Source organism: Bradyrhizobium sp. ARR65 (genome assembly GCF_000472385.1).
Lineage (GTDB): Bacteria > Pseudomonadota > Alphaproteobacteria > Rhizobiales > Xanthobacteraceae > Bradyrhizobium.
On record NZ_AWZU01000001.1, the window covers coordinates 478,184 to 491,314 of the forward strand.

Annotated in this window: 13 protein-coding genes; 12 read left to right on the forward strand and 1 reads right to left on the reverse strand. The window is 63.5% G+C overall.

What is annotated here, in order from left to right:
• Positions 1 to 28 precede the first annotated feature (28 nt).
• The 7 genes from F758_RS0102420 (at position 29) to F758_RS0102450 (ending at position 7,822) form a co-directional block, all read left to right on the forward strand.
• Positions 29 to 1,831 (forward strand): adenine deaminase, encoded by a 1,803-nt coding sequence (locus tag F758_RS0102420; protein WP_024506348.1) that lies wholly within the window; start codon positions 29 to 31, stop codon positions 1,829 to 1,831.
• A gap of 4 nt (positions 1,832 to 1,835) precedes the next feature.
• Positions 1,836 to 2,759 (forward strand): LysR family transcriptional regulator, encoded by a 924-nt coding sequence (locus F758_RS0102425; protein ID WP_024506349.1) that lies wholly within the window; start codon positions 1,836 to 1,838, stop codon positions 2,757 to 2,759.
• Between the two features lie 95 nt (positions 2,760 to 2,854).
• Positions 2,855 to 3,355: a thiamine pyrophosphate-binding protein gene (locus tag F758_RS0102430; RefSeq protein ID WP_024506350.1), complete on the forward strand. Its 501-nt coding sequence runs from the start codon at positions 2,855 to 2,857 to the stop codon at positions 3,353 to 3,355.
• Positions 3,352 to 3,960, forward strand: a complete 609-nt coding sequence (locus tag F758_RS0102435; protein ID WP_024506351.1) for a thiamine pyrophosphate-dependent enzyme — start codon at positions 3,352 to 3,354, stop codon at positions 3,958 to 3,960. The genes F758_RS0102430 and F758_RS0102435 overlap by 4 nt, the downstream gene beginning before the upstream one ends.
• A 2-nt stretch (positions 3,961 to 3,962) precedes the next feature.
• Positions 3,963 to 5,555 carry a GMC family oxidoreductase gene (locus tag F758_RS0102440; RefSeq protein WP_024506352.1) on the forward strand — a complete coding sequence of 531 codons (1,593 nt, stop codon included), beginning with the start codon at positions 3,963 to 3,965 and terminating at the stop codon, positions 5,553 to 5,555.
• Positions 5,552 to 6,937: an amidohydrolase family protein gene (locus tag F758_RS0102445; RefSeq protein ID WP_024506353.1), complete on the forward strand. Its 1,386-nt coding sequence runs from the start codon at positions 5,552 to 5,554 to the stop codon at positions 6,935 to 6,937. Before F758_RS0102440 ends, F758_RS0102445 begins: the two co-directional genes overlap by 4 nt.
• An 18-nt stretch (positions 6,938 to 6,955) precedes the next feature.
• Entirely contained in the window at positions 6,956 to 7,822 is an 867-nt protein-coding gene (locus F758_RS0102450; protein WP_035720442.1) for an aromatic ring-hydroxylating oxygenase subunit alpha, read from the forward strand.
• Positions 7,823 to 7,858: 36 nt separating this feature from the next.
• Here F758_RS0102450 and F758_RS0102455 read toward each other — a convergent pair whose 3' ends face one another.
• Positions 7,859 to 8,764, reverse strand: coding sequence for a LysR family transcriptional regulator (locus F758_RS0102455; RefSeq protein ID WP_245286399.1), 906 nt, complete (start codon positions 8,762 to 8,764; stop codon positions 7,859 to 7,861).
• 157 nt (positions 8,765 to 8,921) lie between these two features.
• Between F758_RS0102455 and F758_RS0102460 the strand changes: the two genes are divergently transcribed.
• From F758_RS0102460 to F758_RS0102480, 5 genes are read left to right on the forward strand one after another with little or no spacing between them, the layout of a single operon-like run.
• Positions 8,922 to 9,737: a creatininase family protein gene (locus F758_RS0102460; protein ID WP_024506356.1), complete on the forward strand. Its 816-nt coding sequence runs from the start codon at positions 8,922 to 8,924 to the stop codon at positions 9,735 to 9,737.
• A gap of 25 nt (positions 9,738 to 9,762) precedes the next feature.
• Complete coding sequence (locus F758_RS0102465; protein WP_024506357.1) at positions 9,763 to 10,182, forward strand: cupin domain-containing protein; 420 nt, start codon at positions 9,763 to 9,765, stop codon at positions 10,180 to 10,182.
• Between the two features lie 3 nt (positions 10,183 to 10,185).
• Positions 10,186 to 10,995, forward strand: coding sequence for a cysteine hydrolase family protein (locus tag F758_RS0102470; protein WP_051386613.1), 810 nt, complete (start codon positions 10,186 to 10,188; stop codon positions 10,993 to 10,995).
• Positions 10,996 to 11,001: 6 nt separating this feature from the next.
• Positions 11,002 to 12,357: an FAD-binding oxidoreductase gene (locus F758_RS0102475; protein ID WP_024506359.1), complete on the forward strand. Its 1,356-nt coding sequence runs from the start codon at positions 11,002 to 11,004 to the stop codon at positions 12,355 to 12,357.
• 1 nt (position 12,358) lies between these two features.
• Positions 12,359 to 12,943 carry an NAD(P)H-dependent oxidoreductase gene (locus F758_RS0102480; protein WP_024506360.1) on the forward strand — a complete coding sequence of 195 codons (585 nt, stop codon included), beginning with the start codon at positions 12,359 to 12,361 and terminating at the stop codon, positions 12,941 to 12,943.
• The last annotated feature ends 188 nt before the right edge of the window (positions 12,944 to 13,131 follow it).

Consider the following 13,131-nt stretch of genomic DNA (forward strand, 5'->3'; position numbering starts at 1 on the left):
ATCAGCTTGACGCAAGAGGAGGCGCATCATGGCCAAGCTCACCCGGTTCTCCGTTCAGCCGCTGCATACCATGACGCGGCGTCTCGCGGACGTCGCTTCGGGTCGCGCCGTGCCCGATCTCGTCATCACGGGTGCGCGCGTGTTGTCGACCTACTCCGAACGCATCATCGATAACAGAGAGATGTGGATCTCGGGCGGGCGGATCGCCGCCGTCAAGCCGGCCGGTACACACAAAGCGGCCGGCGGCGGCGCGGTCATCAAGGATGTCGCCGGCGGTATCGTCGCCCCGGGGCTCGTCGATCCGCACATCCACATCGAGTCGTCGATGGTGACGGCCTGCGCTTACGCGGAAGCCGCGCTGCTCAACGGCACCACCACGATCTTCTGCGACAGTCACGAGATCGGCAACGTGATGGACGTCGCGGGCGTCGAGGCGATGCTGGAGGATGCGCGCGAGGCGCCGCTATCGATCTTCCTCACGGTTCCAAGCACGGTTCCGGCGACATCGCCTGAGCTGGAGACAGCCGGCGGTGATCTCACCGCTGAGAAGATCGCGGGCCTGTTCGACCGCTGGCCCGAGGCGGTGGCGCTTGGCGAAAAGATGGATTTTGTGCCGGTCACGCGGGGAGACCAGCGCAGCCACGCGATCCTTGCTGCCGCCTTGAAGCGCGGCCGGCCGGTGTCGGGCCACGTCTACGGTCGCGAATTTGTTGCGGCCTATGCGGCGAGCGGCGTGACCGATACCCACGAGGCGATCGATCGCGATATCGCCGACGATCTGCTCGAGGCCGGCGTGTGGATATTCCTGCGTGGCGGCCCGCCGACCACACCCTGGCATTCGCTGCCGCAGGCAATCCGGACCATCACCGAGCTCGGCGCCTCGCACAAGCGCGTCGCCGTCTGTACCGATGATCGCGACGCCGACGATCTTCTGCAGTTCGGGCTCGATTGGGTGGTGCGCGAGGCCGTGAAGGCCGGCCTATCGCCGGAGCAGGCCTGGTCGATGGGCTCACTGCATGGCGCGACGCGCTTCAGCGCTGACAATGACATCGGCGGCCTTGGTGGCGGCCGCCGCGCCGACCTGGTTCTGCTGGACGATGCGTTGAAGCCGCATGCGACCTGGTACGGCGGGCAGTGTGTGGTGGAAGACGGCAAGATCACGCCGCTGCTCGATGCCGCTCTGTCGGAGCGTTACCGCTATCCACAAGCCGCCTATGCGACGGTGAAGTTGCCCGAGAAAGTACGCTTGACGCCTGAGCTTCCGACTGTTGCCTGTACCGTCAACGCGATCCGCACGGCACTGCCCGGCATCACCCTGATCCACGATCGTGTCGCCATCGAACCGGTGAACGATTGGACCACGCTGTTCGAGCGCCATGGTCTTTGCTTCGTCACCGTCGTGGAGCGTCACGGCAAATCGGCCGGCAATGTGGCCTACGGCCTGCTTAGGGATTTCGGCTTAAAGCGCGGTGCGGTGGCCTCGAGCGTCGGCCATGACAGCCACAACATCATCATCGCCGGCACCAATGAAGCTGACATGCAGCTTGCGCTTGCAACGATCAAGGCGCATCAAGGCGGCGTCTGCGTCGTCGCCGACGGCAAGGTGAAGGCGCTCGTGCCGTTACCGGTTGCGGGTCTATTGTCGGATAAGCGGGTGACGGAGGTTGCGGAAGAGGTGCAAAAGCTGAAGGCGGAATGGCAGGAGGCGGGCTGCACCATTCCCTATATGGGCTTCAACCTGATCCCGCTCTCAGTGATCCCGGAGATCCGCATCACCGATAAGGGTCTGGTGCTGGTGCCGGAAATGCGTCTCGCTCCATTGTTCGAATAGGCCGATGGATCCGCACCGGCTCGGCCTGATCTCGACGCGCCTGCACTACTTCCAGCTCGTCGCCCAGCTTGGCTCGATCCGCCAGGCTGCGCGCGTGCTCAACGTGGCCCCGTCCTCGATCAGCCGCGTGGTCGGCCAGCTCGAGGACGAGTTGCGCACGCCGCTGTTCGAGCGCATTCGCCAGCGGCTGAAGCTGACCAGCGCCGGCGAAATCCTGCTCTATCGCACCCGCTCCAGCCTTGGCGAGCTGACACGCGCCTATACCGAAATCAACGATCTCCAGGGGCTGCGGCGCGGCAGCGTCACCGTTGCGGTCGTGGAAAGCATCGCGCGCGGTCTTCTGCTCGATGTGATGTCCGCGTTCTGGGAGAACTATCCGGCCATCACCGTCGACATCAAGGTCATGGGATCGCAGCACGCCTTCGATGCGGTGGCTGACGGCGAGTGCGACATCGGCATCGCCTTCGACATCAAGACGCCGCGCAACGCCCAGCGGCTCGGCGGTACGGTGCTGAGCCTCGGCGCCGTCATGCATCCCGGACACCGTCTGGCCAACCGTAGCGAATTGCGCCTGTTCGATCTCGCCGGTGAACGGGTGGTGCTGTCGGACGCGAGCCTCTCGCTCGGTGCCTCGCTCGAAGAGGCGCTGAACGGCTCGTCGATCGATTTCGGGCGGCGCGCGCTGACCAATTCAATCGCTGTGATGGCCGATCTCGCCATGCGCAGTAACGGCGTTGCCCTGCAGACCCGGATCGGCGTTCAGCGCGAGATTGCGAGTGGCGCGCTGGTGTTCGTTCCCTTGCACGATCCCAAGCTGCGTCCGCGCAAGCTCGTGCTGCTCTCCCGTGCCAAGTCGGGCATGTCGGAAGCCGCCGCAAGCCTTGCCACCATGCTGACGCGGGCCATCGAGGGGCTATCGGGCGGATGAGCGATGTTGCGCCCAGCGCATCAGCTTGGTGAGAAAACAGGAGCTATGCAGAACATCTGCCGGCTGGAAAATTCGTCGCAAAGGAATATTGCCGCATGAAGCCATCCGCCGTCGACGCCGTGATCCGCGGTTTGAAGAAGGCAGGCGTTTCCATCGTCTGCTATTTGCCCGACTCGCTATTTAGGGAGCTCTATCCGGCGCTCGATACGGATCCTGACATCCGCACCATTCGCGTCACCAATGAAAGCGAGGGCGCGGCGATCTGCGGCGGCGTTTTTCTGTCGGGTAAGCGGGCTGCGCTGGTGATGGAAAACTCAGGCTTGCGCGCCTCGGTCGAGCCGCTGGCGCGCATGGGTTTGGGCGCGGGCATTCCGGTCGTGATGCTGATGAGCTATCGCGGCGAGCTCGGCGAGAACAATTGGTGGGCTATCCCCCACGGCATTACCATGGAGCCGGTGCTCAACGCGCTGCGCATTCCCTATCGGATCGTGACGGAGGAAGAGAAGGTCGAGCGCGCCATCATGGACGCGTTTAGCTGGTCCTATGCCGCCTATTACCATTCCGCGGTCGCGCTCGGCGGGAGCGTGGTGCGGTGAAGCGGTTCGATTGCATGAGCGTGCTGGCGCGTCGGCTGTCGGATGAACTCGTGATCCTTTCGCTCGGCGCCAGTGTCGACGAATGGTACAACGCCGCGCCCCATATGCGCGAGGCTAGCTTGTTTCAGCAGCAGCTCGGCTGCGTGACGCCGCAAGCCTTTGGGCTCGCCGCCGGGCTTCCTCATCGTCGGATCGTCTCGCTGGATACCGACGGCGGCATGATGTTCAACCTTGGCATTCTCGCGACCATCGGCAACGAGCAGCCGAAAAATCTCCTCATCGTGGTCTGGGACAACGAGTGCTACCAGTCGATCGGGGGGCCGCCGACCCATACCGCCTCGGGCCGCGTCGATATCGCGGCTATCGCACGTGGCGCCGGGCTCACACGGGCCTATACGGCGCGCACCGTCGAGGAATTCGACACGCATTGCGCCGAAGGCTTAGCAGCACAAGAGCCTTATTTGATCGTCGCCAAAGTCGCAGGGGCCGTGCAGCCCGGCATCAGGCGCAAGCACAGCGACGGTCGCGAGGACAAATATATCTTCGTGCGCCACGTCGAGCGCACGGAAGGCACCGTCATCATGGGGCCGAGTGAGCACAATTGACCATGGGGCAGCCGCTTCTCCCCACCTATGATTACATCGTCGTCGGCGGCGGGTCCGGCGGCGCGGTGGTCGCGCGGCGTCTCGCCGAGCGCGGCGAGGTGAAGGTGCTGCTGCTCGAGGCAGGACCATCCGACATTGGCCTTGCTGCAATCGAGGATGCAGCGAACTGGACCGCGCTGCTCGGCGGTCCCTATGACTGGGGCTATCGCTACGCGCCTTCGCCCGAGCTCAACGGGCGCAGCATCGCGATCCCGCGCGGGCGCGTGCTCGGCGGCTCCTCCAGCATCAACGCGATGCTCTGGTATCGCGGCCATCGGTCCGATTACGACGCCTGGGAAGCGGCAGGCGCGACGGGTTGGAATTTTGCAAGCGTGCTGCCCTATTTCAAGCGCGCCGAGGATTGGGAGGACGGCGCATCCGAATTGCGCGGCGCCGGTGGGCCATTGCGGATCGAGCGGCCGTGCGATCCGCATCCGATTGCACGCGCCATGCTGGACGCTGCCGCCGAACTTGGCTTTCCCGTCATCGGCGATCCGAACGGCGCCAGCAACGAGGGTGCGAGCCTGCCCAATCTAAACATCGGCGGCGGCCGGCGCTGGAGCGCCGCGCGCGGCTATCTGCATCCGGTCGCCGACCGGCCCAATCTCACCATTCGCACCCACGCACTCGCGATCGGCCTCCGTTTCGACGGGCGCCGCTGCCGGAGTATTCGTTTCATCATCGATGGCGTGGTCACGGAGGCGCGCGCCGAAGCGGAGATCGTCCTGGCGCTCGGCGCAATCGACACGCCGCGGCTTCTACTCATGTCAGGGATTGGGCCGTCCGGTGAACTCGGGCGTCTCGGCGTCCCCGTCCTTTGCGATCTCCCCGGCGTTGGCGAAAATCTGCAGGACCACCCGCTGCTGATGGGCATCAATTTCCGCGCGCGCCGGCCGCTTGGGCCGGTGCGCGATAATGGCGGCGGCGCCATGATGAACTGGAAGAGCGCGCCCGCGCTGCCGGCGCCGGATCTTCATGCCTTCGTCGTGCAAGGTGCGCACGCAGGCGCGGAAGTGGCGTCGGCCTATGATCTCTCAGGCGATATCTTCGCGATGTCGCCCGGATTGATGCGCTCGACCAGCGTCGGCCGCCTTCGGCTGCAGAGCGCTGCGCCGGATGGCGCCCTCGACATTCAACCGAACTTTCTGGCTGAGCCTGGGGATGTAGAGGCGCTGATCGCCGGCATGGATACGATGACAGAGCTGGCGGGTACAAAGGCTTTTGCCGATCTCGTCGCGGGACCGGCCGCGCCCGATCGCCGCCTGTCGCGCAGGGAGAAGATCGCGTACATCCGGATGAGCTGCTCCACCTTCTTTCATCCCTGCGGCAGCTGCGCGATGGGCGAGGGCGAGCGGGCCGTGGTCGATCCGCAATTGCGGGTCCGCGGGGTCGACGGCTTGCGCATCGCAGACGCGTCGGTGATGCCGATCATTCCATCCTGCAATACCCATGCACCGGTGGTCATGATCGGCGAGCGCGCCGCTGATTTCATCACCGGCACAAAACTTGCCACGAAAACTGCAAAGGTCTCAGCAAGCGCGATGGAGCGGGCATGAACGAAACACGCGACCAGATCATCGCGGCCGATTTCGTTCTCACCATGGACGCAACCGATCGCGTGATCACCGACGGCGCGGTGCTGGTGCGCGACGGCCGCATCGCTGCCGTAGGCAAGCGCGAAGCATTGTCTACCTTGGAGCCTGCGCTAGATGTCAGGCGGCTGAAAAACTGCCTGATCATGCCTGGGCTAGTGAACTGCCACATGCATTCGGGCCTGTTGCGCGGCACCGCCGAGCACCTGCCGGTGTGGGATTGGCTTCGTCTCCACGTCAACCCGATGCATCGCGTTCTTGAACCGCGCGAAGCGGAGGCCGCGTCCTGGCTGTGCTATGCCGAGAGCGTGCTTTCCGGCACCACCACGCTGGTCGACATGTGGCGCTTCATGGACGGCAGCGCACGCGCGGCAAGCGGAATTGGCAACCGCCTGGTGGCGGTGCCCTATGTCGGAGCCCATCCGGACTACGACTATTTCGACACGCTCGACGACAATGAGCGGATGATTGAGACGTGGCAAGGCAAAGCCGACGGCCGCATCGCCGTCTGGGTCGGGCTCGAGCATCTATTTTATGCGGATGAGGCCGGCCAGCGTCGCGCTATCGAGATGGCCAAGCGGTTTGCCACCGGCTTTCACACCCATTGCAGTGAGGCCTCGATCGAAGTCGCAGAGTTCGACAAGCGCTATGGCAAGCGCCCGATGTTTGCGCTCGACGATCTCGGCTTCTTCGAGGCGCCAAGAGCGATGATCGCCCATGCGGTCTGGCTCGACGAGAGCGAGGTCGCGCTGCTGGCCCGTCGCGGCGTCTCGGTTGCGCATAATCCGGTCAGCAACATGAAGCTTGCGAGCGGCATTGCGCCGGTGGAAGCCATGCTCAAGGCGGGTATCGCCGTCGGGCTCGGCACCGATGGAGAGAAGGAAAACAACAATCTCGACATGTTCGAGGAGATGAAAGCGGCTTCACTGCTCGGCAAGTTGAAGAGCCTCGATGCTGCCGCGCTCGATTCCTGGACGACGCTCAAGATGGCGACGATCATGGGGGCGCGCGCCCTCGGGCTGGATCGGGAGATCGGATCGCTGGAAGTTGGCAAAAAGGCCGATTTGATTGCGGTGCGGACCAATACGCCGCGAATGACACCGCTGTTCGGCGAGGGACCCTATTTCAACCTGCAGCACAATCTGGTCCATGCGGTCCGCGGCGGCGACGTCGCGCTGACCATGGTTGATGGTCGTACCATCGTCGAGGACGGCAAGCTGAAGACAGCGGACCTGCAGGCGCTGATCGCTCACCTGCACGAGGTTGCGCCGGGTCTATTCGCCCGTCGCGCGGCCTGGCTCGCCGAGCACGTCCACGGCTCGGTGCAGTGGACCGGCGCGACTTGAGAAGGACTGGAACAAGCCATGGTCAGGACCGATGATCCCGTCGCCTTGAACGAATGGTACGCGATCGAGACGCTGTCGGATGTGACGGCCTCTCCGCGCCGCACGCGCCTGCTTGGCCAGGACCTTTTGCTCTATCGCGAAGACGGCGCGCCCAACGTGAAGGAGCTGGATGCAGCAGGACGACCGGGCAAGGCGCTGCCCGTGCGCGAGCGCTATGGCTGCCTCTGGACGAGCATCGGCACTCCGTCGCGCGAGATCTTCGAAATCCCGGAAGCTGCCGAACCGGACCGACGTTTCGTCATCTGCGGCTGGGTGAAAATGCGCACCTCCGCGCCGCGGATGATCGAGAACTTTCTCGACATGGCGCATTTTCCTTACGTGCATAACGAAATTCTCGGGGCCGAGCCGCACACGGAGGTGCCGGCCTATGAGAGCGAGATTCGGCGCGACGTCGACGAGGTCTGGGCGACCAACTGCCGGTTCTTCCAGCCGCGAATTGCGGTTACGGAATCGTCGGGCGATTTCGTGAAGCTCACCTATCGCGTGCCGTCGCCATTTGCGGTGATGCTCTACCGGGCTTGCCCGTCGGCGCCGTCGCGGCTGGATGCGATTGCGATGTTCATCCAACCGATCGAGGAAGAACTGTGCCGCGCCCAACCGGTGATGTTTCTGGTCGACGTCGAATCCGCGCACAATGACCTTCTGACATTCGAGCAGGTCATCTTTCTGCAGGATCGTATCGTCGTCGAGAACCAGCGACCGTTGCGGCTGCCGCTGGAGCCACGCGCGGAAATTCCGACCCGGGCTGACAGCTCGTCGGTGGCCTATCGTCGCTGGCTCAAGGAGAAGGGGCTCCGCTACGGCACGATCGCCGGTTCGCTCTGATCGCAACACATCGCAAGGGCGCCCGACCGGCGGGCTTCACGAACCGGCCTCCCGCATCATGGCCTTGAGCATTTCCGCAAGCACGCTCGCGATGGCGCTGGTCCCGCGCTCGTGACCGATCAGCATCAATGCCTGCGCATCATGGGCGAGCTCACGGACCGTGACGTAGATCAGGCGTCCCGCGCGGCGTTCGAATTCGATATCGAACGGCGTTAAGAAGGTGATGCCGTTGTCGAGGATGGCAGCGTGCCGCATGATTTCGATCGCGTTCGTCTCGATGACGGGCTGCAGGTCGATCGATGCCCGAGTGAAGGCTGCGTCAAGGTAAGGCCGGATCGCGCTGCTGATGTCGGCGATGACGAGCGGATAATCGATGCAATCGCTGAGGCGGATGCTGCTCCGCTTCGCCAGCGGATGGTTCGGCGCCATCACCGCGCCGAGCCTGCCGACGGTGCGGGCGAGTACCTTGAGATTGCCGTCCTTGGTAAAGTCAAATCCGATGCCGAGGTCGGCTTCGCCATTGGCGACGGCGGATTGGATCTCCGCACCGGTGTTGAAGAGCGTCAGGTTGAGCTTGACGCGAGGATTGGCAAGGCGAAATTCCTTCACCGTGCCGGGGACCAGATTTGAGGCAAGCCCGCTCATCAGCGCCACCGTGATCTCGCCCCGTCGCAGGCCCTTGAGCTCCTCGATTTTTGCTTGCGCGCGCGTCAGCTCCTTGAGCGTCTGGCGGACATGACCGATCAGGACTTCGCCTGCCGCCGTCAGGATCAGCTTCTTCGGAAGGCGTTGAAAGATCGGCGTCCCCAACTGCGTTTCCAGTGCCAGGATCTGGCGGCTGATGGCTGATGCCGCAACGTTCAGGTGGTTTGCCGCCTTGCGGATGGAGCCCGTGCGGGCAACCTCGTCAACATAGTTTAATAGGCGACCGTGAAGCATCATTCTGGCTCGCAAAGGGGCTCGCGATCAGGATGGCGGCACGTTGCCTAAAAGGCAACGGGTCTGCCGAATTAAAGCGCTTTCAAGTCATGGCCGGGCGTGCAAGATCGGCACGAAGGAAGACAAGCGGGCACTCGCTCGGCACAGGTTCGGTTCAGGCATGTTTCCCAAGTCGCGCTGGTGGTGGGATCTGACGACACGCGATTTCGCCGAACTCGATAGCGAGCGGATGGTGGCGATTCTGCCCGTTGGCGCCATCGAGCAGCACGGGCCGCATCTGCCGGTGCGGGTCGATGCCGCGATCAACGCGGGCATCGTCGCGCGGGCGGTGGAGCTGATGCCGCAAGATTGCCCGGCGCTGGTCTTGCCGATGCTGCCGGTGGGCAAATCGGACGAGCATCTGGCATTTCCCGGCACGTTGACGCTGTCGCACGAGACATTGGCGCGGATGTGGTACGAGCTCGGCGAATGCGTGCACCGCGCCGGCCTGCGCAAGATCCTGTTCCTCAATTCGCATGGCGGCCAGCCGCAGTTGCTGGAGATCGTTTGCCGCGATTTGCGCGTCAAGCTTGGCATGTTCGCATTGACGACCATGTGGTCGCGGCTGATCGACATGAGCGATCTGTTCGATGCCGGCGAGATCAGGCACGGCATCCACGGCGGCCAGATCGAAACCAGCGTGATGCTGCACCTGCATCCTGAGTTGGTGGATATGAAACGGGCCGAGAATTTTGCTCCGGTTTCGGTGGAGACCGAACGCGAGTCTGCAATGCTGGGCCAAGGCGTGGCCTATTTCGGCTGGCAAGCGCAGGATCTTCACCCGAAGGGCGCCTGCGGTGACGCAAGCAAGGCGACGGCGGAGCTCGGCAGCGAGCTGGTGGAGCGCTCGGCAAGGCGGCTCGTGGCGCTGGTCGAGGAAATCGGCCGCCACCCGATGTCGCGACTGGCCACACGTCCCGTGTTCGATGCGCGATGAGAGTTGCTGTTCGAGGGAGCATCGCATGCCGTTCAGTGTTGCCGGGCTCGCGCGGGCGAAGGCGTTCCGGATCTCGCCGAAGGACACCAATTATTTCGTGATGCTGTTCGACCATGAGACTGATGCGATCGACAACATCTTCGTCATCGAGATCTTCAAGCCCGGCGGCGCGACACCGCCCAATGAGCATGCCTCGGCGCACGAATTCTTTCATGTGCTGCATGGCGAGGGTCTTGCACGCTGCGACGGCAAGGCGGTGGCCATCAAGAAGGGAGACTCGCTGCTGCTTCATCCCGGCTCCGAGCACGTGATCGAAAACACCGGTCCCGGCAAGCTGTACACGCTCACCGTGATGACCCCGAACGAAGGCTTTGCGGAATTGATCCGCGGCGGTGATCCGGTCGAACTCGATGCGGAAGATGTCCGCATCCTTCAGGAGCTTTAGGCCATGGATGCCGGGCCGAACGGCTCTCCAGGCGGGCAAAGCTTGCGGCCCCTTGGGTCGAGCCGGCGCAATGGCTGGATGGTCTCGGAGAGCCGCGCCGATCTGGTGCGCCAGCCGATCCCGCCGCGGCCGATCACGGTGCAGGCGCAAGGCAAGCTGGTGACGTTCGACCTCGCGCGCACGGCCGCCATCATCGTCGATATGCAGAACGATTTCTGCCATCCTGAGGGCTGGCTGGCGCAGCTTGGCGTCGACATCACGCCGGCGCGGACGCCGATCGTGCCGCTGCAGCAATTGCTGCCAGCATTGCGCAGCCGGGAGGTGCCGGTGATCTGGGTCAATTGGGGCAACCGGCCCGACCGGCTCAATCTCAGCCCGTCGCTGCTGCATGTCTATAAGCCGAGCGGCGCCGGCATTGGCCTCGGCGATGCGCTGCCCGGTTCCGGCGCCAAAGTGCTCGAGCGCGGGAGCTGGTCGGCGGCAATCGTCGATGAACTTGGGGCCGATCCCTCCGATATCCAGGTCGGGAAATACCGCATGTCGGGCTTTCAGGATACCGAGCTCGACAGCATCCTCCGCAATCTCGCCGTGACCACGCTGATGTTTGCCGGCGTCAATGCGGACCAGTGCGTGCTCTGCACGCTGCAGGATGCCAATTTTCGCGGCTATGATTGCCTGCTCTTGGAGGATTGCGCGGCGACGACCTCGCCGGACTATTGCATGGCTGCGACTCTTTACAACGTTCGCCAGTGCTTCGGTTTCGTTATCAGATCGGATGCTGTTCTGAGAGAGCTCGAATCGAACCCGGGGTGAGCAACCGTGAACGATCTCTCATTTAGTGCTCTGGAGAAGCTGGTCGCCGATCTCGGCGATATTCCGGTCGTCACCGACCAGAAGGTCGTGCGCCGGCGTTCGCGCGATTTCTTCTGGTACAGCCCGGTCCTGAACGAGCAGCTCGACGGCAAGTCGGCGGATCTCATTGTCGCGCCACGGGACGAGAAGGATATCGTCCGGACTGCCGCAGCCTGCGCGCGCCATCGTGTGCCCATCACCGTGCGCGCCGGGGGCACCGGCAATTATGGCCAGGCCGTGCCGCTCAAGGGCGGTGTGCTGCTCGATGTTACCGCGCTCAACCGCATCGAGTGGGTCAAGCCCGGGCTCATTCGCGTCGATGCCGGCGCGAAGCTGAACGCGATCGATACAGAGCTGCAGCCGCAAGGCTGGGAATTGCGCATGCATCCGTCCACCAAGCGGACCGCCACCATCGGCGGCTTCGTAGCGGGTGGGTCTGGCGGCATAGGCTCGGTCGCCTTTGGCGGCCTGCGCGAGGGCGGCAATATCCTGGCGGCGCGCATCATGACAGTCGAGGAAGAGCCGCGCATCCTCGAGTTGCGCGGCGATGCGGCGCAAAAGATCAACCGCACTTTTGGGACGACCGGCATAATCACCGCGCTAGAAATGCCGCTCGCGCCTGCTTGGAGATGGATCGACGTTCTCGTCGCCTTCGACGACTTCATGGAGGCTGCCGCGTTCGGCTATGAGGTTGCGCTCGCCGACGGCATCGTGAAGAAACTGTTGTCAGCGATCACCTGGCCGGTGCCGTCCTATTTCGGCGCGCTGCGGCCGTCTTGTCCTGATGGAGCAAGCATCCTGATTGCAATGATTGCCGAGCCGTCGCTCGAAAGCTTCAGATCGCTGCTCGGCGGGCGAGGCAAGATTACGCTGGAGATGCCGACCGACGACAGTCCGGGCAAAGTGCCGCTCTATGAATACACCTGGAATCACACCACGCTGCAGGTGCTGAAGTCCGATCGTTCCGTGACCTATCTGCAGTGCCTCTACCCGGACGACCGTCCGATGGAAAAGGTCCTGGAGATGCGGGAGCTGTTTGCCGATGAGGTGCTGCAGCACCTCGAGTTCATCCGTTTTGGCGGCCGCGTCACGTGCAGTGCCCTGCCGGTGGTGCGTTACAGCAATGCCGACCGGCTCAACGAGATCATCAGCCTGCACGAGCAACACGGGGTCTACATCGCAAATCCCCATGTCTTCAGCGTTGAGGATGGCAGCCGTTTCAAGCGCGCCGATGCCGATCAACTCGGCTTCAAGCATGAGGTCGATCCGCACGGCCTGCTCAATCCCGGCAAGATGCGGAGCTTCGTGACCCCAAGGCCTTGAGATGCGCGTGCTCTATGTCTACTGCCATCCGCTGGATGACAGCTTTCACGCCGCGATCCGCAAGGAGGCATTGGCCGGATTGAAGGAAGCGGGCCACGAGATCGACCTGCTCGATCTCTACGCCGAAGGCTTTGATCCCGTGCTGACCGCACAGCGCCGGCGCGACTACCACGATCCCGCGCGCAATCGCGCCAACAACGAGGCCCACGCCGACCGGCTGATGGCGGCTAATGCCATCGTGCTGCAATTTCCGACGTGGTCGTTCGGACCGCCGGCGATGTTGAAAGGCTGGTTCGATCGGATGTTCGGTCCCGGTATCGCGCTTGATCTGTCGGACCCCGCGCAGGCCAAGCCGATGCTGCTTCACATCAAGCGCATCACCGGGATCGCGACCTATGGCCGCCCACGCTGGCAGGCGATCGCGATGGCCGATCCGCCGCGCAAGATCATCAAGCGCTATCTGCCATGGTTCGCCGGCAGAAAGGCGATCGTGCGCTATCACGCGCTCTACCATATGAACATTGCCACGCCGACGCAGCGGAGCCGTTTCCTCGCAAATATTCGGCGGCAGATGGTTCGCTTCTAATTTAATAGCGAAACGAGCGCTCAAGTTGAGCCCGTCACCCCGAGGAGCGCGCATCGCGCGCGTCTCGAAAGGGCGACGGCCCGGCTGCCCGCAGCGCGCCGTTCATCCTTCGAGACGCCTGCGTCGCAGGCTCCTCAGGATGACGGGTTGAGTGCAGCGCCCGCTTCAGCCCGAATGAAAGGTGCTTC